Origin of the sequence: Bradyrhizobium genosp. P, from assembly GCF_049949265.1 — a bacterium.
GTDB lineage: Bacteria > Pseudomonadota > Alphaproteobacteria > Rhizobiales > Xanthobacteraceae > Bradyrhizobium.
This window is the reverse complement of record NZ_CP188195.1, coordinates 1,771,938-1,796,952: the sequence shown is the minus strand read 5'-3', so window position 1 is coordinate 1,796,952 and position 25,015 is coordinate 1,771,938. Positions and strand designations below refer to the sequence as shown.

General features: G+C 58.6%; 24 protein-coding genes and 4 pseudogenes. 6 read left to right on the top strand and 22 right to left on the bottom strand.

The features are described 5' to 3' along the window. Position 1: 1 nt before the first annotated feature. The 8 genes from ACP2YO_RS08765 to ACP2YO_RS08730 form a co-directional block, all read right to left on the bottom strand. Complete coding sequence (locus ACP2YO_RS08765) at positions 2-748, bottom strand: gluconate 2-dehydrogenase subunit 3 family protein (RefSeq protein ID WP_426440499.1); 747 nt, start codon at positions 746-748, stop codon at positions 2-4. A 103-nt stretch (positions 749-851) separates the two neighbouring features. Further along, positions 852-1,961, bottom strand: a complete 1,110-nt coding sequence (locus ACP2YO_RS08760) for a Zn-dependent alcohol dehydrogenase (protein ID WP_426440498.1) — start codon at positions 1,959-1,961, stop codon at positions 852-854. Positions 1,962-1,964: 3 nt separating this feature from the next. Continuing rightward, entirely contained in the window at positions 1,965-2,294 is a 330-nt protein-coding gene (locus ACP2YO_RS08755; protein WP_426440497.1) for a DUF6166 domain-containing protein, read from the bottom strand. A gap of 266 nt (positions 2,295-2,560) precedes the next feature. After that, entirely contained in the window at positions 2,561-2,941 is a 381-nt protein-coding gene (locus ACP2YO_RS08750) for a hypothetical protein (protein ID WP_426440496.1), read from the bottom strand. 55 nt (positions 2,942-2,996) lie between these two features. Then, on the bottom strand, positions 2,997-3,782 hold the full coding sequence (locus tag ACP2YO_RS08745) for a sterol desaturase family protein (RefSeq protein WP_426440495.1): 786 nt from the start codon (positions 3,780-3,782) through the stop codon (positions 2,997-2,999). Between the two features lie 416 nt (positions 3,783-4,198). Next, positions 4,199-5,068 (bottom strand): efflux RND transporter periplasmic adaptor subunit, encoded by an 870-nt coding sequence (locus tag ACP2YO_RS08740; protein ID WP_426440494.1) that lies wholly within the window; start codon positions 5,066-5,068, stop codon positions 4,199-4,201. A 120-nt stretch (positions 5,069-5,188) separates the two neighbouring features. Beyond that, entirely contained in the window at positions 5,189-5,392 is a 204-nt protein-coding gene (locus ACP2YO_RS08735) for a DUF1656 domain-containing protein (RefSeq protein ID WP_426440493.1), read from the bottom strand. Beyond that, on the bottom strand, positions 5,389-7,398 hold the full coding sequence (locus tag ACP2YO_RS08730; RefSeq protein ID WP_426440492.1) for an FUSC family protein: 2,010 nt from the start codon (positions 7,396-7,398) through the stop codon (positions 5,389-5,391). The genes ACP2YO_RS08735 and ACP2YO_RS08730 overlap by 4 nt, the downstream gene beginning before the upstream one ends. 272 nt (positions 7,399-7,670) lie before the next feature. Here ACP2YO_RS08730 and ACP2YO_RS08725 point away from each other — a divergent pair, with 272 nt between their 5' ends. Then, entirely contained in the window at positions 7,671-8,552 is an 882-nt protein-coding gene (locus ACP2YO_RS08725) for a LysR family transcriptional regulator (protein ID WP_426440491.1), read from the top strand. Positions 8,553-8,590: 38 nt separating this feature from the next. On the opposite strand, the gene ACP2YO_RS08720 is transcribed toward ACP2YO_RS08725, so the two are convergent. Continuing rightward, positions 8,591-9,559 carry an RNA polymerase factor sigma-32 gene (locus tag ACP2YO_RS08720; protein WP_426440490.1) on the bottom strand — a complete coding sequence of 323 codons (969 nt, stop codon included), beginning with the start codon at positions 9,557-9,559 and terminating at the stop codon, positions 8,591-8,593. A 698-nt stretch (positions 9,560-10,257) separates the two neighbouring features. Between ACP2YO_RS08720 and ACP2YO_RS08715 the strand changes: the two genes are divergently transcribed. Further along, positions 10,258-11,271 (top strand): alpha/beta fold hydrolase, encoded by a 1,014-nt coding sequence (locus tag ACP2YO_RS08715; protein ID WP_426440489.1) that lies wholly within the window; start codon positions 10,258-10,260, stop codon positions 11,269-11,271. Positions 11,272-11,828: 557 nt separating this feature from the next. On the opposite strand, the gene cnbZ is transcribed toward ACP2YO_RS08715, so the two are convergent. The 7 genes from cnbZ to ACP2YO_RS08680 all read right to left on the bottom strand — a co-directional run bounded on the left by cnbZ (position 11,829) and on the right by ACP2YO_RS08680 (position 18,484). Continuing rightward, complete coding sequence (cnbZ, locus tag ACP2YO_RS08710; RefSeq protein WP_426440488.1) at positions 11,829-12,599, bottom strand: 2-amino-5-chloromuconate deaminase CnbZ; 771 nt, start codon at positions 12,597-12,599, stop codon at positions 11,829-11,831. A gap of 12 nt (positions 12,600-12,611) precedes the next feature. Further along, on the bottom strand, positions 12,612-13,904 hold the full coding sequence (locus ACP2YO_RS08705; RefSeq protein ID WP_426440487.1) for an amino acid deaminase: 1,293 nt from the start codon (positions 13,902-13,904) through the stop codon (positions 12,612-12,614). Positions 13,905-14,066: 162 nt separating this feature from the next. Next, complete coding sequence (locus ACP2YO_RS08700; protein WP_426440486.1) at positions 14,067-15,326, bottom strand: NAD(P)/FAD-dependent oxidoreductase; 1,260 nt, start codon at positions 15,324-15,326, stop codon at positions 14,067-14,069. Further along, positions 15,323-15,988, bottom strand: a complete 666-nt coding sequence (locus ACP2YO_RS08695; RefSeq protein WP_426440485.1) for an amino acid ABC transporter permease — start codon at positions 15,986-15,988, stop codon at positions 15,323-15,325. Before ACP2YO_RS08695 ends, ACP2YO_RS08700 begins: the two co-directional genes overlap by 4 nt. Further along, the gene (locus tag ACP2YO_RS08690; protein ID WP_426440484.1) at positions 15,985-16,659 is read right to left on the bottom strand and encodes an amino acid ABC transporter permease; all 675 of its coding nucleotides are present in this window, start codon (positions 16,657-16,659) and stop codon (positions 15,985-15,987) included. Before ACP2YO_RS08690 ends, ACP2YO_RS08695 begins: the two co-directional genes overlap by 4 nt. Then, positions 16,656-17,480, bottom strand: coding sequence for an amino acid ABC transporter ATP-binding protein (locus tag ACP2YO_RS08685; RefSeq protein WP_426440483.1), 825 nt, complete (start codon positions 17,478-17,480; stop codon positions 16,656-16,658). The genes ACP2YO_RS08690 and ACP2YO_RS08685 overlap by 4 nt, the downstream gene beginning before the upstream one ends. Positions 17,481-17,494: 14 nt before the next feature. Next, entirely contained in the window at positions 17,495-18,484 is a 990-nt protein-coding gene (locus ACP2YO_RS08680; RefSeq protein WP_426440482.1) for a substrate-binding periplasmic protein, read from the bottom strand. Positions 18,485-18,725: 241 nt separating this feature from the next. On the opposite strand from ACP2YO_RS08680, the gene ACP2YO_RS08675 reads away from it, so the two are divergent. Next, positions 18,726-19,430, top strand: coding sequence for a TetR/AcrR family transcriptional regulator (locus tag ACP2YO_RS08675; protein WP_426440481.1), 705 nt, complete (start codon positions 18,726-18,728; stop codon positions 19,428-19,430). Between the two features lie 202 nt (positions 19,431-19,632). On the opposite strand, the gene ACP2YO_RS08670 is transcribed toward ACP2YO_RS08675, so the two are convergent. Together ACP2YO_RS08670 and ACP2YO_RS08665 are read right to left on the bottom strand one after the other, a co-directional pair. Continuing rightward, positions 19,633-20,160, bottom strand: coding sequence for a HipA domain-containing protein (locus ACP2YO_RS08670; RefSeq protein ID WP_426443106.1), 528 nt, complete (start codon positions 20,158-20,160; stop codon positions 19,633-19,635). Between the two features lie 490 nt (positions 20,161-20,650). After that, the gene (locus ACP2YO_RS08665) at positions 20,651-21,115 is read right to left on the bottom strand and encodes an Lrp/AsnC family transcriptional regulator (RefSeq protein WP_426440480.1); all 465 of its coding nucleotides are present in this window, start codon (positions 21,113-21,115) and stop codon (positions 20,651-20,653) included. A gap of 90 nt (positions 21,116-21,205) precedes the next feature. Between ACP2YO_RS08665 and ACP2YO_RS08660 the strand changes: the two genes are divergently transcribed. Further along, the gene (locus tag ACP2YO_RS08660) at positions 21,206-22,081 is read left to right on the top strand and encodes an EamA family transporter (RefSeq protein ID WP_426440479.1); all 876 of its coding nucleotides are present in this window, start codon (positions 21,206-21,208) and stop codon (positions 22,079-22,081) included. Between the two features lie 103 nt (positions 22,082-22,184). On the opposite strand, the pseudogene ACP2YO_RS08655 reads toward ACP2YO_RS08660, so the two are convergent. The 3 pseudogenes from ACP2YO_RS08655 to ACP2YO_RS08645 form a co-directional block, all read right to left on the bottom strand. Next, positions 22,185-22,350 (bottom strand): annotated as a pseudogene (locus ACP2YO_RS08655) (DUF2285 domain-containing protein); the annotation flags it as partial. 4 nt (positions 22,351-22,354) lie between these two features. After that, a pseudogene (locus tag ACP2YO_RS08650) lies at positions 22,355-22,554 on the bottom strand (ATP-dependent DNA ligase); the annotation flags it as partial. Between the two features lie 4 nt (positions 22,555-22,558). Beyond that, positions 22,559-22,924 (bottom strand): annotated as a pseudogene (locus ACP2YO_RS08645) (Ku protein); the annotation flags it as partial. Between the two features lie 4 nt (positions 22,925-22,928). Between ACP2YO_RS08645 and ACP2YO_RS08640 the strand changes: the two are divergent. Then, a pseudogene (locus ACP2YO_RS08640) lies at positions 22,929-23,369 on the top strand (DUF892 family protein); the annotation flags it as partial. 464 nt (positions 23,370-23,833) lie between these two features. Further along, positions 23,834-24,223, top strand: a complete 390-nt coding sequence (locus ACP2YO_RS08635; protein ID WP_426440478.1) for a TlpA disulfide reductase family protein — start codon at positions 23,834-23,836, stop codon at positions 24,221-24,223. Between the two features lie 171 nt (positions 24,224-24,394). Here ACP2YO_RS08635 and ACP2YO_RS08630 read toward each other — a convergent pair whose 3' ends face one another. Then, positions 24,395-24,883 (bottom strand): YHS domain-containing (seleno)protein, encoded by a 489-nt coding sequence (locus ACP2YO_RS08630; RefSeq protein ID WP_426440477.1) that lies wholly within the window; start codon positions 24,881-24,883, stop codon positions 24,395-24,397. Positions 24,884-25,015: the final 132 nt, after the last annotated feature.

Here is a 25,015-nt window from a genome sequence, read left to right as displayed (position 1 = left end):
GCTACCTCCGCGTCCATTCGGCGCGCCCTGTCATGCTGGCCGGCGGCAACGGAAACTTCTCGTTATGCCGGCTGACCCAATCCAGATAGTTGTAGCGGGCGCCGGGGTATCCGATCATCTTCCACGCAACCATTTCCCGATTGCCGCCGTAGATTGGATCGGCGAAGAACCCCATTTGAACGTCCTTGACGACCTGTTCGAAGAAGGCCTTGCCGTCGACGTCGTCGAACTTGAATTCTCCGCTTTCGACGCCGGCGAGCACACGGTCCTTGTCGGCATCGGAGAGTTCATAAAAGACCTTGCCGCCGAGTTGGGCTTTGCAAGCCTTGTCCAGCGCCGCGAGTCCCTCGCGATATTGCTCCGCTGGTCCCTTCTCGGATTGATGGCCCTGGTTCCTGGCTCCTTTCAGGAAGGGCGGTCTGACGTACAGGCCGTCTTGGCGTCCGTAGGGGCCGGCGAGCTGCCGATCGATGAACACTGCGGATCCGGACTCCTTGCCACCGAGCGTCTCTGGGTCGGCTGGAATGATGCGATCGGCGAGTGCTTCGACCGCTCTGCCCTCTTCGTTCGTGAAGAAGAGCCAAGGGCCGAGCGTAGCGGCGACAGGAGGCGCGCCGGCGTTGGGGGTCCACGGAAGATGGTCGAAAATAACAGTCGCGCCGGAACGCGAAGCTCCAAGAGCAAAATAAGCCGCGCCGGCCAACAGCTCGCGTCGACAAATCTCAAGTCGGTTAACGTGCTTCTTCATGGGCCTCCTCGCCAATCTGCAAGATGTCGACGGTTGGCCTCACTTGGCCCGCAGTCGATTTTTGGTAGCGTTCGTGAAGGAAAAACCGACGTCGCTTTATTGGCTATAATTTCACCACTGTCCGGATTGATCTTCCTGCTCGCAAGTCCTCAAAGCCCTGGTTTATCTCCTCGAGTTTGATCCTTCTGGTGACAAGTTCGTCGAGCTTCAGCTTTCCGCTTAAATAGGCTTGTGCGAGGAACGGAAAATCAATTCGTGGTCGTGCGCCGCCGTAGCTTGATCGCCGCAAGTGCTTCTCGCCCATCAGGGACCCCCAACGGAAGCTGGCGTCCTTTGACACGTCAATCTTTCCTAGCCAGATCACTTGGCCGCCCACGCGGACGGCTTCAGTCGACTGACGAAAGGTCAGGGAATTTCCGGCGCATTCGATAATAACATCAGCCCCGCGACCACGCGTGGCTTCTCGCGTTGCTTCGACGGCGTCAACGTGACGTGCATTAACCGTATGAGTGGCACCAAGCTTGGCAGCAAGCGCAAGTTTCCGCTCATCCAGATCCACTGCGATGACTGCGGTTGCACCCGCCATGAGGGCACCCTGTATTGCGGAGAGCCCCACCGCACCACATCCAATCACCAACGCCGTGTCGCCGTGCTGGATATCAGCGACGTTTAATGCAGCGCCGACCCCCGTCATCACACCGCAGCCGATTAGGCATGACAGGTCGAACGGAATATCCTTCGAAACGGGAATCGCCTGCTGTGCGGGAACGATGCATATTTCAGCGAATGCACCCAAGAACATTAAATGGCACAGCGCTTCGCCATCAACAAGCGCGGCTTTCGACAAGCCATCAAATTGCACTCCTTTTGGTCCTTCGCTGAGGTACGTCTCGCACAATATCGGTTGCCCCCGATCGCAATGAAAACATCGACCACAATGTGGATTCCACGACAAGATGACATGGTCGCCGGCCCGAACATTTGTGACCGCCGACCCGACGTGCTCGACGATTCCCGACGCCTCATGGCCCAAGATCATGGGCAACGGATAGTGCAGCGATCCGTCAATTGCTTCCAGGTCCGTATGACAGAGGCCCGCAGCTTGCACCCTTACAACGACATCGGTAGGCGACAGGTTAATGCCCTGCACTTGCTCAATGGCAAGCGGCGCCCCTATCTCGTGCAAAACCGCTGCTCGGTACTTGAGAGACATGGATTACCTTTCTGAGCCGGCCGCGATCTTCAAGCCGCTGAAGCCGAGAGCAGCAATAGCGGCATCAATATCTGCGCCGGTAATTTCCCAGCTATTATCGAAATTGGCCACCACTTGCTTCATGAACCGAACATAGAGACGCTTTGTGGTAGCTTCATCGCCTATGTGATCAAGCAGAAGGGCAAAAGCCAGTTGGGACGGCTCGGACCCTTCATAGCTCCATTCGAAGCCACGGCTGGTCAATTTCAACGTCTCATAGTGGGGTGACAACGGCTTCCCATCGACTAGAACTGAGACGCCATCGATGGTCCGCTCTCCTCTATATGTCTTCATTGATTCCTCCTGAGTACCGCAAACTTCCTCTAACATCATTCTCACCATTACTGTTCATTTCGACGAAGTCGGAGATTTTCTGAGGACATCGGGGAAGGCCCACGACGCCGTGGCTGTGATAATCCCAAGGAACGCGACAGCGACGCTTGGTCCGGTCTTTCCGTCGAGTGAAAGGGAGAGATATGCGCCGGCGGCAGTTAGCAGACAGACTATCGAAAGCAGGAATTTTACAGGGGTTGTCATGATAATCTCCAGTTGAGGTTTAGCTAAACAGTGAGCAGGTCTGCGCCCACCATGAAAATCAGGGCTGCGATTGCGGAGGCGAGCATGAAGCTTACCGCCACCGCACCGGAACGCCCATCCTTCCATCGCGCCGGCAAGGCCTGAAACGCCTCGGGAAGAAAGAGAAAGAGAAGCAGAGCAACGATCACGATGGTCGTCCATCGCAACTCATGGTGTGCCAACGCGAGAGTGCCTGCCAATAGAGTCGTGAATAGGATCGTGTTGGGGAACGCAAGCGCACGTGCCCCGCTTGAGGTATCGTTGATGGGAAACATTCCGGTAAGATGCAGGAAGCCAAGGCAGCAGGCACTCCACAGAGGAATGAACCAGAGCAAGGCAATCGCGTTTGGCTCGAATTGGGTCATGATGTGCTTCCTTTAAGAGAGGGTGGAACGGCCGTACCGTTCCACCCGCCCACGACTACTCCGCCATCATCTTTGTCATTTCGACGCGCGGCGTCCTGGCCGCATGCCTGATGTCCTTGCGGATGTAGCGCGTGTTGTAGCCGTTGAAGAGGTGACCGAGCAGGCCACGATCGAGGTCTGAAGTGCCCATAAGATAGTCCATGAGCGGGAACGTCAGATTCATATTTCGTCCCATCATGATCGCCGGATTGTGGTGCGCAGCATGGTGCCTCCGGATGGTGTTTACGAGCGGCATGTAGCGGACGAACCAGTTCTCGTTCACGTGACAGCAGAAGTGCATGAACTCGTAAAGCATGTACATCGAGGTAGTCGTCGCAATGAGCAGCCAACCCACGTTGGGCGAGATGAACCAGCCGGCAGCAATGGCTGGCGGAACCGACATCAGTGTGAAGACTACAAGCGCGTAGGGAGGGAAGAACGTCACCCGCCAATCATGGTGATCGGCGAAGTGCATTTCCTCCTCGGTGAAGAATTGATGGTGCATCAGCGTGTGCCGAACATAGATCGCACGTAGCAGCGGCATATTCCAGGGACGGTGCATGACGTAGCGGTGCACGGCCCACTCGAAGAAGTTGGCAGTCAAAAGCACCACAGGTACGGTCAGATATTCCCACCAGTGAACGTCCCGAATGCTCGATAGGTAGACATAGAGAGCCGTGAAGCCGATCGTGTAGATCAGCAGCACGTGTAGCCATCCGTTATACCAACCGGCCACCCGGTCGCGGTAAGTAGCTCGGTATTTCCATTGGCGCTCGCTCATCGGGGAGTCTTTGAGTTCCATGATTCAACTCCTTGGGTTGTCGCTTACTGACATATTAGTCATATCTCATGCATATTTCAATCACCTCACAGCAAGTTGAGACCGATCTCTCATCCTGGTCGGTTGACAAGTGTCGGCGCAGGGCAGCCACGCGAATCATGTCAATGCGCTTGCGGTGAAGCGCGCCGGCGCGCGAATGGAGACTTTCGCGGAAGGCGAAACATAAAGAGAGGCGGCCGCAGGAGTCGCAGCATCGCGGCGGCTTAAGGAGAGGTGAGACCGACTGCCATTTCGAGACGGTCAGGAAGTCCGGCACCGACCTGCTCGCGCGTGACGTTTGCAGCCGTCTGCTGGTCGTCACCCGGCTTGACCTTGCGATCGCAGTCGCGGCGGTCGGCTCGAACCAGCACCACAGATGGCGGTTCCGAAATGCGGCTCTATGGTCCGCCTTTCTTGATCGGCAAACCGAGGCGCGGCTCGATTTGTACAGTTCCAGTCATCCCGGCAACCAGACGAACATCGTCAGGGACGTTGTCGATGCGAATTCGTACCGGGACGCGTTGAGCCAGACGCACCCACGTGAAGATCGGATTGACCGTCGCAAGTCCTTGCTGGCCGGGTTGCGCGTTGGATACGGTGATGCCCCGGGCGATGCTTCCGACCTCGCCTCGCACGACCTGCTTGTGACCCATCAATTTGATCTGAGCGGGATCGCCCTCGTGCATAGCAGCAATTTTGGTTTCTTCGAAATAGGCATCAACCCAAAAGGACTCGGCATCGATCACGGAAACTGCGTTCCGTCCAACCGTCACATAGTCGCCTTGTTGCAACAGCAGATTGGAAATCCAGCCATTCACCGGAGAGCGGATTATGGTGCGCTCTAAATTGACCTTCGCCAGGTCTTGCTGGGCAACCGCTTGCTGATATTGCGCATCACTCGCGATAGCGTTTGCCTCGAAAATCTGCCTGTCCTCAACGGTCTCGGCCAAATCGCTTAGTTTGCGCCGGCGTTCCGCCTGACCTTTGGCATTCTCGGCCATCGCCTTCGCTTGGCGCTCCGCTGCTTCGGCCAGCTTCAGAGCAATTCTAAAGTTCGTCGGATCCACGACCATCAGCACATCGCCTTTGTGCACGAACTGATTGTCAGCAACATGCAGCTCAACAATGCGTCCTGCTACCTCAGGCGCAAGTGTGACCACGTAGGCGCGAACCGTGCCATCGCGGGTCCACGGTGCGCCCATGTAGGAATCCCACGTCGCTCGGCTAAGCACCATCGCGAGCGCAAGAGCGATGAAGGTGATAGACATTGGAAGGATCCGCGGCATCAGACGTCGCGGCCTTCGGAGAACCGGATCAGGAGACCAAGGTAGCTCATCTTTATGATTGGCTTCAGATGGCGATTCGGGCCCGATGTCCTGCATGCGACCTCATCTGGCGGCAATAAGCACGAGCGACGACAGAACGATCATGTAGACCGCAGCGACGAATAGCGCGGGGTGCCAGACGTGGCGCATCAAACCGAAACGATCGGCTGTGCGACGCAGAACAATCGTTAGTACCCAGGCGATGCCGAGTTCTACAGAGATCGGCGCGACGTAGACGCCAAACAAATTGAGCTCGGCAAACTTCATCCGGCGGCTCCCCCGAAGTATTCACTGTATCGAATCAGCGCCTCCGAAATTATCAATGTGCTGCCGCGCGCGCGCAGGACGGTCTGGGTTCCCAACCCGGCTCCGGTAGCACCAGCAAGAGCGGCGTCGAGGCGCGCCAAATATTCAGTTGCGGATGCGCATTCTCCACAGGCAATTGCCCTCAGAGCCGGGTCAAGATCGGTGGCAAAACCAAGAAAGAACGTGATGTGACGCAATTGAATTATTTCGCTCCCCACCGCGAGCGCTGCCAACAATCGGGCGCGCTGCAACAAAGTCGCCTCCTCCGGCATAACCGAGAGCCGGGAGTGGACATGATCCTCCCAATCGATGGGCGTGCGCCCTACGGCCATGCGACGTAGATCGCGCAATGTGAGATGAAGGAGCCGGCGTGCGCGAAACGCGGGTGACAGTGGCGGTAGCAGCCGAAATGCAGCAGCTGCTGCAGCGCTACCACCGATGATTGCCATAGCCGAATTGTAGAACGTCTCCGGATCGTAACTCATTGGGTTTGCCGGTTGCAGGAACGCGAAGAAATGGCCGGCCATGGGTGCGATGAGCGCCGTTTCCCAGGGCTGCGTCAGGAGAGCACCGACGGGTACGATGTACGCACCGACAGCCAAACTGAACCCTGCAAACGTCTGCGTTCTGGGAAGCACGGCGAACAATACGATTGCAGCAGAGACCACGGCCAGACCATTGCCGATCGTGAACCGCAACGCGCTGTGATAGGCCCGGTCGGCTTGAGCCGACATCAGAATGACGTTTACTGCGGCCCAGGTGATCGCGATCGCACCGCCCGGCCACGCCGTGACAATCCAGAACACCGCGACCAGGCTGATCACAATGAAGGCGCGACCGGCATTGATCACCGCGGGCAGCCAATCAGGGACGTGCAAGCGCGCAGCGGCTTGAAAGTAGGGAACAGGCCGAGCAGCATCATCAACGAGCAAAGCCAGGCCATTGAACGCATTGGCGAGGCCCGCGAGCGCCTCTGCGGATTTGTCGGCGAGCAGGCGAAGGGAGGGCGTATCAGCAGGCAGCGCGACGAGGCGGGCAATTGCGGCTTCGCAACTCTGCCGCAAATCGGCAGGATGGCTGATCCAGTCTGCCACATCGGCTCGCTCGCAGGCGAACGACAGCTCCGGCGGAAGACATTCCAAAACTCTGACCGCTTCCGCGTGGGCCCGACCGCAGGTCAGGCGAGAAAGGTGATTTGCCACCTCGCGCCAGCCAGACAATGCCGTGAACAAGCCACCGACAGCTCGTTGCAATGCCGGTGAGTGATGACGGATCTGAGAAGCTTCTCCGATGGTTTGATCAATAATTGGTTCCAGAGCGATGACATTGCGGATCAGGTCGCGCTGCACTGGCAGCGTGTCGGGCAATCCGTGCCCGACACGCTTGAAGGTGCAGACAAATCCGCCGGCGATCGCGGCCATTATATTCCCGAAGAGTGACGCCAGTCGGCTCCGAGCGCTACCAAAATCGGTCCCTGCGAGAACGATGCCGGAAGCAACAATGCCAATGCAGATCTCGGCAACGCGGCTCAGGGCAAGCGTGAACACCTCGGCGTTCAGGCCCCCGACGGCTCCAAGCAGATCGCCGGCGATGACCGCCGCCGTGTAGCCGGCCAAGGCTGCGGCATAGGCGGCGAAATTGCGCAGCAGCGTGGCTGCGAACGCGCATGCACCACCCCAGAGCGACAGGCTGATCAGGAATGCCACGCGGTCTTGCGGAAAGCACGCGCTCATCACCACGATTGCGACAGCGCCAACAAACGTGCCAATCATCCGAAACCATCCTTTGCGCAGCGACGCACCGAGTTGCGGCTGGCAGACGAGCGAGGCGGAAATGGCGGCCCAATAGGGATTGTCCAGCTCAAGGCGGAACGCGACATAGAGGGCAAGACAGGCTGACGCCCAGAAACGAAGTCCGAAGAGCAGCGATGGTCTTGCGGCTCGCAACGCCCTTGTCAGTTGGCTCATATCGAAGACGCCCCTCACACGACAAGTAATTCTCAACATCGCGCCGCTTAAAGATTTGGTGGCAGTTCCACGGGCGAGATCACGGGGTAATCCCCCACTAACATATTAGATATATGTTACTTGATATCCTCTTCAAGCGGGTTCAGTATCGACAACAAGCACGCTTTCGTGAGACCCGGGTTCGGCCGTGTTCGGCTTGCGTACCGGCACAGCGGTTTCGGTGCGGGGTGCGGATCGATCAGGAGCAGCGAGATTTCTGATATGGAATGAGAATGGAGATACGAACGTTGCGAGCCTTCGTCGAAGTGGTAAGGCAAGGCGGCTTTTCTCAAGCAGCCAAAGTCGTGTTCGCGACGCAGTCGACCGTCAGCAAGGCGGTAAAGCAGCTCGAAGATGAAATCGGCGTTCTGCTGCTGGATCGCGCCGGGCATCGAAGTACGCTGACTGCCGCCGGAGAGATCGTCTACCGGCGCGCGCTGCGTATCCTCGCGGAACGAGACGATCTCCTGAGCGAGCTGGATGAAGTCCGAGGATTGAAACGCGGCTTACTTCGGCTTGGCCTGCCTCCGATGGTGAGCAGTACCTTGTTCGCCCCGCTGTTTGCAATTTATCGGAAGCGCTACCCTGGCATCGACATTTCTCTCGTCGAAAATGGCAGTGACCGCCTGGAGGAAATTCTGTTTGCCGGCGATCTTGATTTCGCCGCTTCAACCATCCCGGTTGCAGATAGCTTGGAATGCCAGAGCGTAAGACGCGAACCTTTGGTGGCGCTGCTTCCAGCAAGAGAATTCGCTACACGAAAGAAGTGTATCGATCTGGCCGACCTGAAGCAGATGCCGTTCATCATGTTCGATTCCAGTTTCGCGATAAGTCGCCTGGTAGTTGACGCCTGCGGACGAGCCGGCTTTGAACCAACCGTCTCTACACGCAGCAGCCAACTCGATTTCGTCATGGAGCTCGTTGCTGCCGGCATGGGTGTAGCCTTTCTCCCGAAGATGGTCGCAGAGCAGCAACATCACCCCGGCTTGCGCAGCTTGCTACTTGTCAATCCGAAGATCGATTGGCATATCGGGATGACGTGGCGCCGAGGAGCCTATCTTTCCCATGCAGCAAAGGCTTGGCTAATGCTTGTGCGCGAGCAGCACGGCGATTGATCGACCTTGGCGAAATCGTCGTTCGGTGCGGATCCGCATCAGCATGGCTCCTTGCGAAACCACAGCTTGCGCCTGGCTGCACGCTTGATCTTTTCAAAGGCGCTGGTTTCGATCTGTCGTACGCGTTCGCTTGAAACAGACAATTCTCGCCCGAGCTTCTCCAGCTCTTGGGGATGTTCGGTCAGGCGCCGCGCCACAAATACCCGCCTCTCCCTCTCTGTGAGTACATTCAGTGCGGCATGCAGAGCGTCTGTTCTTTGCGCGTTTTCATCGTCCGCCGCCATTAGCGCCTCCGGACTGGGCGAATGGTCGACGAGCAGGTCCTGCCATTCCTCTCCCCACTCGTTGCTCACTGGCACGTTCAGAGAAAGATCAACGCGCAGCCGACCGTCCATCTCAATCACGTCACGAGGGCGGACAGCCAGTTCTTCAGCGATCACTGCAGCCAGTTGCGGCGTCAGACTGGCCCCCTTTTTCGCGAATTTTCTCATCTCGCGCCTGAGCCGAAAAAATAGCTTCTTCTGAGCCGCTGTCGTTCCGATCCTGACTAACGACCACGAGCGAAGAACGTAATCGTGAATCGTGGCCTTTATCCACCACAGGGCATAGGTGGAAAATCGCGATCCGCGGTCCGCCTGAAACCGCGACGCCGCGATAACTAGGCCGAGACTGGCTTCGCTGATGAGGTCGGCGACTGGAACACCGTATCCCTGATAGCGCCGAGCGACCTTTGCGGCGAACGAAAGATGACTAGTGACGAGAACTTCGATCGCCGCTCGATCTCCAAGATCATGCCATCGCTGCGCACAGTGTTGCTCTTGCTCTCGCTCAAGCAGTCCGCGCTGGTTGACTGGCGAGGCAGGTCCGCCAATCCGCTTGACCAGCCGCTCAAGCGCGCTGGGCACGGGAGACGATTGACCCTCGCGGCGGCGCTTATGTCGCTCGTCGAGCGCGAACGCAGTAGATTTGTTCAAACGAGGGCGGGCATCGGCGATCTGAAGAGACATGAATGACCTCGGATTTCACGAGACCGAAAGCAGCACGGTCTTTCATAAGCAGCGATGCATTAGTTGAAAAATGAATTGTTCGACTGATGTCTATTCTCAGACCGAATGCTGTAGTCGAGATGCCGGCGCCGATCGCCGTTGTCGCTGCGCCGGCGTGCGGCCCAGCGAGTCTCGATCATTGGTCTATGCTCGAAGTCGAGCAGCAAGAGGTGCACGAGTAAGCCGGTAGCGGCTCAACATTCGTCGTTTCTGCCTCGAACGTCCTCAAGTCCAACCTCAAGGCGACGTGAGCTTTCGTGAGCCTCAGTTTAGTTGGGTGAGATCGTCCCGGTCTTACGTGCATACGCGACGTCCGAACGTTCGGACGTCCTGCATCGAAATGGAGACTTCAATGGCAATCAAACGCTGTAAGTTTAGCATCGCTGCCACTTTGGCTCTGCTGGTGGCCATCGTCCCGCTTGCCTCGAGCAGCACTTTCGCTTCCACCGGTGACCACATGCGTCGATCACACATGCGCTCCCGGCACACGGGTGCCGGTTGTGCGCCGAATGGACAGTCTGCGCCAAATCCAAACTACGACCCTTTGGCGGGTATGAATTTGGGATGATCAAAGCAATCGCGAAACGTGGTGCGGCGACGCGTGTTTGCCCTCGGCGCGGCGCACTGCTCGAGGGAGGCGGGTATGCGGGAGAAGAGCCATGAATTGGGAGAATGAGGCGGGCAGCTTTGCACTCGGCGATTTTGCCGTGGAAAAAGGCGGCGTGATCCGCGAGGCCCGGCTTGCCTGGCAGCGCTTTGGCGCGCTCAACGACAAGCGCGACAATCTCATTCTCTACCCCAGCAGCTATTCCGCGCGTCTCGCGGATATGGCCTGGTTGATCGGGCCGTCGGGCATTCTCGATCCCACGCGCTGGTGCATCATCGCCATGGGCATGTTCTCGAATGGGGAATCGTCCGGCGCGGCGGAGACGCCGGATTATCCCGCGCTCGTCACCGTCGCTGACAATGTGCGGGCGCAACACCGTCTCGTCACAGAAATTTGCGGCGTGGACAAACTCGCCGCCGTTTATGGATTTTCGATGGGTGGCATGCAGGCCTATCACTGGGCGGCGCTCTATCCCGAAATGGTGGAACGCGCCTTCGTCGTCTGCGGCAGCGCCCGCACAGCCGATCACAACAGAGTTTTTCTGTCCGGCCTGTTGCGCACGCTCGAAGCCGCGCCCGAGCATACCGGCAATGGCCGCTTTTCGAGCGAGCCGGTGCTGGCGCTCAAGGCCTTTGGCCACATTTATGCCGCGTGGGGCCTGAGCCAGGATTTCTACCGTGCCGGCCTCTACAAAAGCGCGCTCGGCGCGCCCGATCTCGAAACCTTCGTCCGCACCAATTGGGCCGAGCGGTTTTCGCGATGCCGCGCGGCGAACCTCTATGCGCAGGCACTCGCTTGGTTTCACGGCGATATCAGCGGCAACACTCTTTACAATGGCGATCTCATACAAGCGCTCCAGTCCATAAAGGCGCAAATGCTTCTGATGCCGAGCAAGACAGATCTCTATTTCCGCGTAGCGGATAATGCGGCCGAACTTCGCCATCTCGCAACCGGAACCCTGCGGCCGATCCCGAGCGTGTGGGGTCATCGCGCAGGCAATCCGAGCGCCAATCCGGCCGATGCTGCCTTTCTCAAGGCGGAGGTCGCGCATTTGCTGCCGGGGTAAGGCAATGCTTGGGCGCACTGCACTCCTACCATGAGACAGTGCGAGAACCGACAACGCCTTTGATCTCGCCGCGCTTACCGGACTTGGCGGACACCGATGTACAACCTCCACTTCTCGCTCATACCCGTGACGATCGAAGAACTCGCAGCCGCGCAGCGGACCGAACGAGGTCGACATTCCCGGACGTCGTCCGGCAAGTCGTGCCGATGAAGACCAGACGGCCTGTTCGGAGTTCATGGGGCTTCCAGGACCGTTGATGGTCTCCTCGAGCAATATGTGCACCCCTAAATAACAAACCGATTGAGATCGTCCTGGAATTGGACGATTCCCCTTCAGCCGTAAAATATCGGTCCCGAACTGACGAACGGTCTCCTGCATCCAGGGGAAAAGTTTCTCGGGAATGAGAGGTGTCTGCGACGTCAATGACAGACCAACGATCGATACTGGCCGCTGCTAAGGACGAGTCGGAAGGCCGAACCGGCGCCTCGCCGCCCTCGGCAAGGACGCGATTTCGGTAGCCCGGCCGACGTGGCGTTCAGGTCAGCATCCCTTGGAAATTAAGACGTGACGAAAGTCTCGGTCTCGAGACCCCGGCAATCCATCTCGAAGTCGACATCCTGTACGGGTGGACGACAAGGGTACCACGTCAGGCCGTTCTGCGCGCCGCCACCGACAGTGATAATAGGAAGAAAATGCGGATAGAGATCGAACACGGTGTAGGCCTGGACCGAGGTGGTGTCAGCCCATTGCAGGCCGAGAGAACCCAAGCGGCCGGTCATCTCGTCGAAGGTGCGATCAATCTTGCGTTTCATGCCCTCTTTCGAAAGATCCCGATAAGCGACAATCCGCTCGTCGGGCTGTTCCAGCCCGGAAATCGTCTCGGCGCCCCCGCTGATAACGAAGGAAGGACGGCTCCTCGGCGTCTTCGCGTCGTCCGGTTCGACATAAGAAAACGAATAGAAGACTGTCTCCATGGGCGGGTCGATCTCCGGACAAACGTTGCTGCGCGCAACGGGATTGTTGTCGCCTTCGAAGATTCCCCATTTGCGCAGCACGTCAGCGTAGATTGTGTTGAACGCTTTGAAACCATCCGACGAAAAAGGCAGCTTCGACCGCAATTCGCAAGCGACAAAGGCAGTCGGCGGAAGGCCCCGTTTCTTCAAGAACGCCGAGATATATTCGAAGCCCTCGACCATCGGCACCCACCTAGCGAAATTAATTCGCCGGATGATGAAGCCGTCCAAGGCCTGTATACCGGCCGAATACTGGAATGCCGAAGGAAGGTAGCGGTAGCCTCGGTCAGCTAGGGTAATCACGTCATACGGCATGGGATCCTCAGGTCAGAAATAAGTGCTGATGGCGGAAACCACCTGATAGGTATCATCGACGACATAGAGGGCGCGCCACTTGTCGAAGGTCAGGCAGGGATGTGAGATGCCGAAGGCAATCATGTCGCCGACGGCAAGCGGCGATTCGGCTGGAATTTCAAGATGACAGTGCTGGTCGTTGAGGCGCGACACGCGATAGCCCTCACCGACCGGCTGAGGCGCTGGCATGGCGCTACTTGGCCGATACCAACTCAGCGCGACCGGTGGATCATCATGCGAGGCGTCACGCTTGCCGAAATTGATGATCGCCTTCCTATCCTCTGGGCGCGACTGAACATAGGCCCAGACCTCCAGCGCCGGCCGCAGCCCACCCTGGACCGCGGCGAGTGCGGGGTTACGCTCCCGGAGTTGCTCGAAGGCACGTCGATAGAGACCGGAATCGTGGGTGAGATAGCAGCCGCTACGCAGCAGCAGCAGGAAACGTGACGCTATGCCCCGCTCATGGAGTTGATCGACGACAAGATCATAATATTGGGAGCCCCCCGCGCTGATGATCGGCTGGCGCGTCGCGAAAAGTCCTGCCGTTTCGCATTCCTCGGCGAGATCTATCAAGCGGCTCAGGTAAGCATCGACCATCGCTTTGGATTCGGCCGCGGTTTTTCCCCGCATCAGGCCTTCGAAGCCCTCGACGCCGGCGAGCGCCAGCCGACCGGTTTCGGCCGCGATGCCCCGAGCCACGCTGAGGGCCTCCTCGAGCGTGCGACACCCGGTTCGGCCCCCCTGATAGCCAAGTTCGACAAGCACGTTGAGCGGGCGTGTAAGGCCGGTCTTCGCGGCCGCTCGGGCGAGTTCTGCCACGTTCACCAGGGAATCTGTAATGCAATAGAACTCGAACGTTGGATCGTTCTTGATCTCGTTCAGTACGCCTGCGATCGCGGCCTTTCCGATCAATTGGTTCGCAAAGAAGATCCGGCGAAAGCCGAACTTTCGTGCGACTTGAACCTGGTGAGCCGTGGCCAACGTGATGCCCCAGGCGCCGTCCTCCATCTGGACGTTGAAGAGTTCGGGACTCATCGTCGTCTTGCCGTGAGGCGCGATTTGCGCGCCCCCCACCGCCAGAAAGTTTTGCATCCATGTGCTGTTATGCTGAATGTCCCGCTGTTTCAGTAACGCGACCGGCAATGCCAGATCCTCTGCGAGCACGTTCCATCCCTTGTTCCTAATCTCATCAATCGGGAAGGGCGACGTGCCTGCTGGAATGCCCTTGGTGCAGTCGTCGAGCATGAGGTGGAAGTTCTTGATCAAGGCAATACTCCTCGGCTGCGCGAATCCGGGTGCGCGCAATAAAGGGAAGTTCTGGGAGCCTCTTTGACGAAGCCTCCGCGGTCGGACGGCGGCATATTGGTCTTTCTCAGAGGGCTCCTAGAAATGCAGGTGTTCAGTACGAAGTTGCAGTTCGCCTGACGATCAGGCGGAAGCGGCAGCTACCGACGGGACGGGCACCTGACCGATGCGGAAGGTGTAATATTTGGCATAACGCTCGCGACAACCCTCCTGAAGCTCCTGTTCCGAGATGCCGCGTGCGAAGCGGGATGGCGACATGCGAGAGATATCGTGGGAGGTCTCGCCCGTGGTAATCAGCTCTGACAACATCTGCCCGAGCGCCGGCGAGACCGACAGACCACCAACATTGCAACCGCCGATCACATAGAGGCCACGGACGCCCGGTGCCTCGCCGACAATGTGCTCGCCATCGATCGTCATGGTCGGCAAGCCACCGCGATGGACTTGAAGGTCAAGATGCTCCTGGAAGATCGGGAACTGATCCTTCACGCTGTCCGCCAGACGCCGAAGGACGGAGATATCGAGTTCAAGATGCTCGATCTTGAATTCGGAAGCGAGCGTATCGCGATCATACGGTTTGGGGTCGGGCTCATAACCCCCAAACATCAGTCCGCCTTTGTCGGGTCGAACATAGACGTTGGCGTCGAGAATTCTTGTCACTGGCTGAGTGGGCTTTACCGCGGCAAGAGGCGTCGTGATCATCAGTTGATGGCGCATTGGGATGACAGGGGCTTGCGCGCCGGCCATTGCCGCAACCAGGCGAAGCCAGCCGCCTGCGGCATCCACGAGCGCGCTGGCGGCGAATTCGCCACGATCGGTCACGACCCTTGTCGCGGCGCCATTCTCGACCACGATCTCGAGCACACGCGTGTTTGCCATCAAGGTGGCGCCAAGCTTTGCGGCAGCGCGCGCATATCCGCGTGGCACCTGGTCCGGCTCCAGGTATACGTCTCGCTTCATGTAGGAGACCGCAAGTATACCCTTGGTCTCGAGGAATGGGTTTTTGGCTCGCGCCTCATCAGGCGAAATCAATTCCGCCGAGATCCTGAGCCTCTGACCCATCGCGACACGCTCTCGGATGAGCGCGACGTCCTCCGGCCGCCTCGCGCAGGACATGCTACCCGGCTGGTAAAACTCCATCGGTTCTCCGGTTTCCTCGGAGAAGCGCTCGATTTTGCTGACGGCGTACGTGGAGAGCTTGGTCATAGCTTCCGTCTGGCGCAGATGACCGCTGAGGCCAGCAGCCCGTGCTGAGGTCTGCGAGGCAATGTCAGCCTTGTCCAGAAGCGCAACCTTCTTGCCAAGCTTCGCAAGGTGAAACGCGGTGCTCGAACCAAGAGCACCCGAACCGATAACGATGACGTCGAACCGTTCCATGATCATACTGCCTTCTCTTTCGGCAAGCGGGCGCTAAGCCGGCTTTCCATTAGACGAACGAGGGACGCCAACGGGAGCGCCATGAGGAGGTACATCGCGCCGACGGCCATGTAGATTTGCAGCGGCATGAAGTATTCGCTGGTCAGGTCGCGGGCCTGCAGCATCATTTCGGGGGCCGAGATCAGAGAGGCGACCGAAGTGTCCTTCAGGAGTGCTATGGCGAAGTTGCCGAGCGGGGGGAGAACCACGCGAACAGCCTGAGGAAGAATGACAAAACGGAGTAGCTGGCCGTATCGCATTCCGATCATCTGAGCCGCTTCGCGCTGTCCGCTGTCGATGGCCTGGATGCCGGCGCGATAGATCTCCGAGACGTAGGCTGCACCATTCAAGCCAAGTCCTATCACGGCGGCGTCGATCGCCCGAAACGTGACGCCAACAGAAGGCAGCCCGAAATAGATTAGAAACAACAGGGTCAACGAGGGCATGCCTCGGACAATCTCAACGTAGAGATGGGCGAGGAACCGCAACGTCCTGCTTGCCGACAGCCTCGCCAGCGCGATCGGAAACGCCAGACCTGCGGCAAGTGCAAAGGAGAGTACCATGAGCCGCAGGGTCCAAATAACCCCCTGGAGGAGCTGCGGCAACCAATCCTGGAGCAACTGGATCATGACGTGCGGCTCCCGCGGCTCAACCGGAGCTCGAGGTGTTGCGCTAGGCGAGACAGCGGAAAACTCATCGCAATGTAGATGACCGCCACCGAAACGTAGATCGGGCCGCTCAGATAGGTCTTCGTCACAAGGTTGCGGGCGTAAAAACTAAGCTCCGGAGCTGCGACAGCAGACGCCAAGGCCGTTTCTTTCAAAAGACCGACCCCATAATTGGCGAGAGGTGGTGTAACCACGCGCATCGCTTGCGGCAGGAGCACATAGCGCAATGCCTTCAGCCGGGTCATGCCAAGCATGAAGGCGGCTTCGCTCTGGCCGACATGGACTGACTGAAGGCCGGCGCGGAATACTTCGGTCAGAAACGCGCCCCCGTTGACGCCGAAGCCCAAGATTGCGACCGGGATCGGATCGAGCTTGATGCCGATCTGGGCCAGCCCGAAGTAGAGTACGAATAGCTGCGTCAGGACCGGCGTCCCGCGCATAACCTCAACATAAACGCGGATGACTGCGCGAGGCAGCTTTGCCGGGAAAGACTGGATGACCGCAAGCGCTGCGCCGATTAGCGTTGCCAAGATAAAGCTAAAGAACGTGATCTCGATCGTGATCAATGCGCCCGACAGCAGCGCCGACAACAACTCGGGCATCATCGATGCGAATCGAGCCCACTCGTTCATGAGACCGATCGCAAATTGGTGCCACGGTCCCGCTTCGGGCGCAGCAAGGCCAGCGTTCTCGGGTGCCGAGAATTGGCGATGAGTTCCGCCGGCGGCCCTTCGTCCACGATCGTGCCGTGGTCCATAACCACGATTCGGTCGGCGACTTCCTCCGCGAAGGCCATTTCGTGGGTAACGATCAGCATCGTCATGCCGTCGGCGGCGAGTTGCCGCATGACTTCCAACACCTCGCCTACGAGCTCAGGGTCAAGTGCCGACGTCGCTTCGTCGAACAACATGAGCTTCGGGCGCATGGCGAGCGAACGGGCGATCGCGACCCGTTGCTGTTGTCCGCCCGAAAGATGTTCCGGATAAGCGTCAGCCTTGTGGGCAAGACCGACCTTTGTCAGCAGGTCCCGCGCGAACGGTTCGATCTCGTCGCGCCTCTTCCGCAGAACCTTAAGAGGTCCGAGCATTATGTTCTCTTGCGCGGTCAGATGCGGAAACAGGTTGAACCGTTGGAAGACCATTCCGATGCCGGTCCGGATCTCGGCGAGCTCCCGATCGGGCATCACGATCTTTCGTCCATCAACGGTGCGATCGCCGACGTGACGACCGGCGACAATCACTTCGCCGCTGGTCGGCTTTTCAAGGTGCGCAACGCAGCGCAGCAGTGTCGTCTTGCCGGAGCCGCTGGAGCCGATCAGCGCAACCCTCTCGCCGGCGGCAACCGTCAGGCTCACATTGTCAAGCGCAGGTTGGCCACCGAAGGACTTGCAGAGATTGCTGACGATGACGAGCGGCGATGAACGGCCCAGGGCCTGAAAATAGCTTGCGGTCATGCCTTGGGGCCAACTCAAGTCTTCGTGGCTGCAAAGGCGATCGAGAAGTCCTTTGGCTGGTGCGCCCATTTCCCCAGGAGCCCGCCCTTTTCGTCCCGATCGACACCGATCCGCGGATTGTTCTCGGCAGGAATAGGGATGAGATAGTCATCCGATTCCATTGAGTTGGCTTTGAGATATTTGCCGTTGAGGCCGGTTTTCCATAGCCAGGCGACGCCGGCGTTGACCGCGTCGAACAGGTCGGGGTTTTCGGGGTTCATGCCGAGAATGGTGTTCTGCTTCTGGCCAAGAAGCTTGTAGCCTGGGAAGGGCTGCGCTGGGACCAGCTTAAGGCCCCAGTTCGGATTCTGTTTGATCATGTATCCGACAGTCGGCGCGTCGAGAAATGCAAAGTCGAGGCGACCGGCAATTACATCCCGAACGCAAGCGTCCGACGTGTCGTACAGCTTGACCTCTGAAGTCCCCGGGACCTTTTTCAGTTCAGGAACGATCGTGAAGCCGCCGACGGTGCCGACCGAGCGGCCTTTAAGATCGTCGATCGAAACCCGATCGCCGATCTTCACATCTAGGCGCATGAGCGTGAACTTGCCCGTGTAGTAGATCGCATCGGTGAGCAGCAAGACCTGAGTACGCGCGGGAGCCCAGCCAACGTTGCCGAGAACCAGATCCGCCCGCCCGCTTCGTACGGACTCGATAGTCGCAGCCCAGTCCATGAGCGCTGGCGCTATACGTAGGCCAAGTTGTCTGGCGATTGCGGTGACCATCTCGCCGTCGGCGCCGATCAATTGGCCCTCTTTGAGGCTCGACATCGGCATGTCGCCATTGAAGGCGATCGTCAAAGCGCCCGGTGCGACCGTCTTCAGCTCTGGTGCGCCTCCTGCGGCTCGCGCCGGTATGACTGCAGGCGAAGCCAAAGCACTCAAACCGAAGCCCAGGCCGGAGAGCACGGCGCGCCGCGAGAGCCCGCCGTTCGAAGTTCTCGAGAAGTTACCTGACGAAGCCATCGAATCCCCCTCGCGTCGGCAGGTCATTGCATTTCGCGGAGCCGGCCGACGTTTCGATCCGCACACGGCTCAGTTTTGGTTCCGCGATCTCCGCTGACCACGCCTCTCGCCAAACCGACCATTCGGTACAGTAAAGCAGTGCGACCTGTCGTTGTCAAGCGAGTGTGGCGAGACGAGCAGCCGAGGACGCGTCCCCCGTCGGAGCGGCAGCGAGAAAGCTCTTGTTGCTGGATATACCGCGATGATATGCAATTCCTATGGCTTTTCGACAGCGCGACCAGATGCGTCTGAGAACCAACAAACAACCGCGATTTGGCCGCCGCGGAAAATGGGACTTACTGGACCGATGCATCCAAAAATAAAAGCGCGCCGACCGATCAAGAAAGACCCGGTGCCGATCGGTCGGCCGAGCGCGCGCTCGGCGCTTCTTGATGTTGCGCTTGATATTATCCTCGACGAGGGCGTCGATGGGCTGACGTTTGAGGGTCTGGCGGCGAGGTCCGGAATCAGCAAGGGCGGCGTGCTCTACCATTTCCCGAACAGAGATGAGCTGAACAAAGCCGTTCGGCTCCACGTTCGCGACCGATATCGCGCGGCCCGACGCGAGGCGACGGAGAGTTTGCCGGAAGGACCATCGCGGGAGCTGAAGGGTTGGGCGCTTGCTTCGCTTTACAATCGTTCGGAGCTTGATGCCGTCAGCGCCAAGATTATGACGTCGGGACTTTGGGATGCCGCCGAAGGCTCGGCGCATCATCGGGAACGCCTTGACATAATTAGCAAGGGTGTCGGGTTCGATCGAACTGCCGTCATCTACCTTGCAGTTGAGGGACTTTGGTTTCTTGAACTGGCCGGCTTTTCGCCATTCTCCGAGGCGGAGCGCAAGCGGGCCGTGAGCTTGCTTCTATCGCTTGCCGACGGTGGAGAAATCGACGTCACCGGCAAATAGGCACCACAATGACAATTGCGGACGCGCTCAACAGCCCGCTATTGCGGCCTAGACTGGACGCCTATACGGGGTTGTTGTAGGTGCCGGCCGAGCCAGCCACCCAAACCTCTGTATTGACGTTCTTGTGTTTGCGTTTCCAATTCGCTTGTACGAGGGCCGCCTCGACACGTTGCAGATCGCACAGAGCTCGGTTAGGGTACTTTTACCCCGTTGTGCTCCGAGAACCCAAGTACGGGCCCTCAAATTGGCTGAAGGGCATCAGAAAGAGAATCACGAGAATCCGGAAGGTTGAGCGGCGGGAGTCGCCTTCTCGTCTTCCTCCGGCTCGTCTTTGACATCGTTCTTGAGGTTCGACAGCATGCTGCGGCAGGTGCTGGCGATTTATCCTCGATCTGCTGGTACGTCGGGACTTCTTGACCGCATTCATTTCGGCGACCACGCCGGGCAACGCGTCGAGAACCGCTTGAGACAGCGCGGCGACTCTACGTTTCACCTGGGTGGCTGACAGCACGTTGTCCTCGGCGAAGCCATCCCAGTGCCTCGCACCGATGTACCGGCCACCATTCTTCCCGGCGATCTTCATCGCGAGATTCCTCGTCACGCCCTCGTAGATCTCGCCGTTCATCACGTCGTAGAGCGGAGCCATCGTCACGGCACCGCCCGCCTCGAGCAGCAAGGAGTAGTTCTTTGCGTGCGCATCGACGTTTCCGGTAAGGACATTGAAGACCAGGTAATCGACGAAACGGACCTTGTTCGCGGCCGCATTCCCGGTCGGGGTGTGTTTCGGCGTCGAAGTGTGCCCCCTTCATATCCAAGAATTTGAATGAGTTGTCGTGCCGATCGGCGTCGGGACCCCACGCCGATTCACAACCCTGAGCCGCTTGCCGCAGATCCGATCCGAGGCCTCCCATAGCGCCACCAGCGCATCCCGGATCGTGGCGCCATAGGTCGGCCTTCGCTGACGCCGGGCCTCCGGCGAAATTGCTGGCCAGCGCCCGAACGGCATGCTTGCGATGCCAGCCAGTCACCGCGCAAAGCTCGTCGAGAATGCGCCCCTTAGCTGCCCGCCGTGCGCAGATCAAGCTTGGACTTCTTCGACAACTCACAGTGCTCATGCGCTGAGCAATTGTTTCGTCCTTTTCAGCCACTGCCTTTACCGATGGTCGCGTCGCCGATGCCTCGGGAACGGCCCTGGATCAATCCCGCGTCGACTTTCCCGGCTATCCGCCCAGAGGCAACGCTCGGAATGGAACGGGGGACGATTGAATGATCGACGTAGTGGTCTGCCCAAAGACCAGAAAGGCGTCGAGAAGGCCGTCAAGAGAACCGATACTTTCGATATGAGCGCGCATGATGAAGCAGTCCTCACCGGTGATCCGTTGGCACTCGACGATCCGAGGGGTTCTCTGCGCGAGTTCGATGATCTTGGCCAGCTGACCCGGCATTGGTCGAATCCGGATCATCACCGAAACGGGATAGCCGAGCAGAGCAGGGTCGAGAACGACACTGTAGCCGCAGATCAGTCCGGCCTCTTCAAGACGCTGGATGCGTTCGCGCACGGCGGGCGCCGACATGGCCACGACTCGAGCCAGCTCGGATATGCTGATGCGAGGCTGGTCCAGGAGGGCGCGAAGCAGAGTGACGTTGACTTTGTCCGCGAGCAGCGGTGATCGTTGAAGGATCATCGGAATATTTTCTTTCGTTTCGAAGGAATTTATGGACGCCTCCCTTCAAAACACTATATGCGATGCTGCTGCTGATTGCGATACTGAGGAATGAAGGTCGTCGACGGCAAATCTCCCGCACTGGCTCTTTCCGATCATATCCCGCCGCACGCCTACTTCGTCGTGAGCGCCGTTTTCCACTACCTCGGCCCATCGTTCGCCGTGATACTTTTCTCCCGGATCGAGCCGCTCGGCGTAGCTTGGCTCCGCATCGCCAGCGCCGCCGTCGTCTTCGCGATCTGGAGGCGTCCTTGGCGCTACTTTTGGACACTTGCGGTCGCAGAGCGTTGGACGACCGCGCAATTGGGCGTCGTACTGGCGGCCATGAACTCGTTGTTCTATCTCGCCATCAAAGTACTTCCGCTCAGCACGGTCGGGGCAATCGAGTTCCTTGGGCCTATCGTGTTGGCGGCAATTGGCGTTCGGTCGGCACGCAACCTCGCGGCGTTGCTCGTGGCAATCGGCGGCGTCTACTTTCTGACCGACGTTAGGATCGACAGTGCGCCGCTCGGTTACGTCTTCGCCTTCGGCAATTGCAGCTTGTTTGCGCTCTACATCATCCTCGGCCACAGGCTCTCCGGAGACGGCGGCATCGACAGACTCGGCATATCGATGCTGATCGCCGCCATCGCCGCGCTCCCGGTCGGTTTCAGCCAAGCCGCAACGGCCTTTCACAGCCCAGCCCTGCTCGCCGCCGCTGTAGGTGTCGGCGTGTCTTCCTCGGTGATTCCCTATGTCACCGATCAGTTGGCAATGGCTCGCCTCCCGCGCGCGAGCTTCGCCCTCCTACTGTCGATCCTTCCGGCCACCGCGACTGCGATCGGCTTCCTCGTACTTAAACAGGTACCAAACGTCCCGGAGCTTATCGGCATCAGCCTTGTGATTGTCGGCGTGGCGCTGCACCGAGGCAAGGACCACGCAGCCTGAGCCTTGCCTTTGACCGCAGCCGGATTAGGCTCTGAGAGACATCTTCTGCTTGATCACGGGGTCATGGCGTTAGATTGCTACATCATAGATATGGTGCCCACCATCATCGGTCACGGCCCGGCAATGCTCGATAGCGGCCGCGCATCAGAGCGAAGCCTCTGAACTAGGCGGATAGTGCGGCCGCGCAGGTCATGGGTCTTCCAGGCTCCTTCGGGGATACGTTTGGCCCCAAACAAGCCCTCTGCGATCATTCGATAGGTGTTACCCTCCCCATACTCGGCTTGCCGCAGGATGAATGCGCTGCAACAGGTCGTCGAACGAGAAGCGGCCGCCGACCGGGACGACGATCTCGCCGTCGAGGATGAAGCTCTTCTCGCGGATGTCGTTTGCGCCTTTCAGCGAAACCCGTCCCACTTCGGTTCGTATTGCCATTGCTCGCCGGTCGGTATCGCGTCGACCGAGCGAGCTTCCATAGGCTCAAGGTGGATGCCAGTCCTCGTCACGCGGCTTTGCGCTTGCGGCGCGACGGGCTGGCGCGCGCTTCTTGGCTTTCGAAGACTTCGCAACGTGTTTTCGGCCCAAGCTCTGCTTTAAGGCGTCCATCAGATCGATGACATTGCTCTCCTCTTCCTTTTCTTCCGGAACCTCGATCGTCTTGCCGGCCGCCTTCCTCTTCACCAACGCTTTCAGTGCGGTCTCGTACTTGTCCTTGAATTTGTTCGGATCGAATTTAGAAGATTTGGTATCGAGAATGTGCGCCGCAAGATTGACCATGTCCTTCGATACCCTCGGGCTCGGAATGTCGTCGAAATATTCGTCCTCATTTCTCAATTCGTACGGGTACGTCGAAGCCGGCCTCGGAGATCTCCTGGTCGATAAACTGCGCGACATCCTTCATGCAGAGAAGCAACTTACCAAGGCGCTCCCCAAGATGGTGAAGGCGGCACGCTTCAACCAGTTGCGCGAACTTTTCGAACAGCATTTGGCGGAGACCGAAGGTCAGATCGAGCGTCTCAACGAATGTTTCGGGATGCTGGGTACGTCTGCGCGCGCCAAGCCCTGCAAGGGCATGATGGGATTGGTCGAGGAAGGCGAGGAGGTCATCGCGGAAGGCAGCGACAAGGAGAACGCCGCAGCCGATCTGGCGCTGATCGGCGCCGCGCAGCGCGTCGAACACTACGAGATCTCCGCCTGCAGCACGGCCCGCAACCTTGCGAGCCAGCTTCGCCACAGCGCGATCGTTGCTCTCCTGTCGAAATCCCTCGCCGAGGAAGAAAATGCCGAAAAGGCCTCTACCTGCGAAAGGAATTCGGCCACGACACGCTGAAACTCCGGATCATGCGGCGCGAGTTCGAGAACGGAATTTACAAGCATTGATTTACAAGCATGCAGCCACGCCGAAGCTTGTCGCTCAACGAGCGTTCGATAATCTCTTCCAGGAAAGCCACCAAGGCCTTCCACGGCGGAAAACTGCCTTCGAAGCGCGTGATGCGTTCGCGGAAGGTCGCATTCAAGTACCCGCCACACCGACCGGACCTCCCTTGCTTGAGGTAGGACCGTCGCCGAACGTGATGATTCCTGCGGCATTCAACGGCAGTCCCAGACGAAATTGATATACGCCTCGGTGACCCCAGGCAGGCAACGCAATGACATTTTCGCTACCGATGGCGTCCATAAGGCCGCGAGGCGCGAGGATCGTACGGCTCCTGATTTTGCATCCTGCCCGTCAATCACGCCTTTCGAGCTACCGCAATGGTCAACAAGGCTGTGAATTTTGGAGCAACGTGGTGCGTTGCTTTCCGAACCGAACTGCCGATTCTTGACCGCTTGTTCGAGCAGCGCCGTAAAGCCGGCCTTCAGATCCCTGCTGTCTCAGAGGATCGAAGTGATCGCGAAACGGTCGCTCGGTTCGTCCGGTCCAGCAAAACCGGAAACCTTCGGGTTTGCCGCGACCCCAACGATTGTGTTGCGTCTTCCGGTCGCAACAATCAAAAGATGGCGCCGTTTGGTCTTTACGGCATTCCAATCACCTACGTGATCACTGCGTCCGGATGGGTGGTTGGCTACATTCCGGGAGCCGTCGACTGGATGTCGGGGTCTGCGAACGAGCCTGCATCGTCCATTCATTGGGGCAGCGGCTAACGAGCCACGTGAGATGTGTAGTGGGGAATGCAGACTTAATCGCGTCAAATGCAGATTTCTCGATTGTCGATTATCGCGTCCTCGATCAGGGGCGGTTCGGCCGAATTACAACGTGCTTTCGCCATTGTGGCACGACAGCTCTGCCCTCGTATCAAGAAGGTCGAGCGGAGCTCATTTCAGCAGCTCGCTCGGCGCCTTGTCCTTGACGATCTTCCATTTTTCGTTAGCGGTCTTGATGTTGCCGGGAATGTCTTGATCCCAACGCGTAGCAACCGCGGGAGCAAGATTGAGATAAAGCTTGTTGTCGACGATTTTCCAAATAGTCGGATCGCCGTCGACCTTGACGCCTTTAGCCGTACCGTAGGCGCAGAAACCGCCAAACTCCGGCAGATACTTGGCCGGATCCTTCAGAAACAGTGCCTTATGATCTTCCGAGGCGAAGCGATAGGTCGCTCCGTCGTGCTCGGCAGTGATGGTGTAGTCACCGAGGACCGGTTTGCCGTCGGTGAAATAGCCAACCGGGTCATAACCGCGCAAGGCTAGCCCCGTGATGGTGGTGTTGACTTCCGTTCCAGCAGCGAGCGCTGGAGCTGCTGCAGCAACGCTCGTCACCACGGCAACCGCAGCGGCTAGCCGAATGAATGTATGCTTGATCGTCATGTTTTTCCTGCTCTGGTTACTGCAGCTTCCTCGACAAAGATGATGCGAGGCGCCGCGTCGTTACAAACATGGGGGATGTCTCAACCGTCGAGCGGGTGATCGCCTAGCGAAAGCACCGTCCCGTTACAAAGT

Coding starts and splice junctions, on each gene's coding strand:
- ACP2YO_RS08685 (WP_426440483.1), bottom strand. CDS start 17,480: ATGACCGCAAGCTATTTTCAGGCCCTGGGCCGTTCATCGCCGCTCGTC.
- ACP2YO_RS08700 (WP_426440486.1), bottom strand. CDS start 15,326: ATGATCATGGAACGGTTCGACGTCATCGTTATCGGTTCGGGTGCTCTT.
- ACP2YO_RS08745 (WP_426440495.1), bottom strand. CDS start 3,782: ATGGAACTCAAAGACTCCCCGATGAGCGAGCGCCAATGGAAATACCGA.
- ACP2YO_RS08765 (WP_426440499.1), bottom strand. CDS start 748: ATGAAGAAGCACGTTAACCGACTTGAGATTTGTCGACGCGAGCTGTTG.
- cnbZ (WP_426440488.1), bottom strand. CDS start 12,599: ATGCCGTATGACGTGATTACCCTAGCTGACCGAGGCTACCGCTACCTT.
- ACP2YO_RS08755 (WP_426440497.1), bottom strand. CDS start 2,294: ATGAAGACATATAGAGGAGAGCGGACCATCGATGGCGTCTCAGTTCTA.
- ACP2YO_RS08690 (WP_426440484.1), bottom strand. CDS start 16,659: ATGAACGAGTGGGCTCGATTCGCATCGATGATGCCCGAGTTGTTGTCG.
- ACP2YO_RS08695 (WP_426440485.1), bottom strand. CDS start 15,988: ATGATCCAGTTGCTCCAGGATTGGTTGCCGCAGCTCCTCCAGGGGGTT.
- ACP2YO_RS08720 (WP_426440490.1), bottom strand. CDS start 9,559: ATGTCTCTTCAGATCGCCGATGCCCGCCCTCGTTTGAACAAATCTACT.
- ACP2YO_RS08635 (WP_426440478.1), top strand. CDS start 23,834: ATGGTCAACAAGGCTGTGAATTTTGGAGCAACGTGGTGCGTTGCTTTC.
- ACP2YO_RS08730 (WP_426440492.1), bottom strand. CDS start 7,398: ATGAGCCAACTGACAAGGGCGTTGCGAGCCGCAAGACCATCGCTGCTC.
- ACP2YO_RS08630 (WP_426440477.1), bottom strand. CDS start 24,883: ATGACGATCAAGCATACATTCATTCGGCTAGCCGCTGCGGTTGCCGTG.
- ACP2YO_RS08715 (WP_426440489.1), top strand. CDS start 10,258: ATGAATTGGGAGAATGAGGCGGGCAGCTTTGCACTCGGCGATTTTGCC.
- ACP2YO_RS08750 (WP_426440496.1), bottom strand. CDS start 2,941: ATGACCCAATTCGAGCCAAACGCGATTGCCTTGCTCTGGTTCATTCCT.
- ACP2YO_RS08760 (WP_426440498.1), bottom strand. CDS start 1,961: ATGTCTCTCAAGTACCGAGCAGCGGTTTTGCACGAGATAGGGGCGCCG.
- ACP2YO_RS08740 (WP_426440494.1), bottom strand. CDS start 5,068: ATGTCTATCACCTTCATCGCTCTTGCGCTCGCGATGGTGCTTAGCCGA.
- ACP2YO_RS08665 (WP_426440480.1), bottom strand. CDS start 21,115: ATGATCCTTCAACGATCACCGCTGCTCGCGGACAAAGTCAACGTCACT.
- ACP2YO_RS08675 (WP_426440481.1), top strand. CDS start 18,726: ATGATATGCAATTCCTATGGCTTTTCGACAGCGCGACCAGATGCGTCT.
- ACP2YO_RS08660 (WP_426440479.1), top strand. CDS start 21,206: ATGAAGGTCGTCGACGGCAAATCTCCCGCACTGGCTCTTTCCGATCAT.
- ACP2YO_RS08735 (WP_426440493.1), bottom strand. CDS start 5,392: ATGAAGTTTGCCGAGCTCAATTTGTTTGGCGTCTACGTCGCGCCGATC.
- ACP2YO_RS08725 (WP_426440491.1), top strand. CDS start 7,671: ATGGAGATACGAACGTTGCGAGCCTTCGTCGAAGTGGTAAGGCAAGGC.
- ACP2YO_RS08680 (WP_426440482.1), bottom strand. CDS start 18,484: ATGGCTTCGTCAGGTAACTTCTCGAGAACTTCGAACGGCGGGCTCTCG.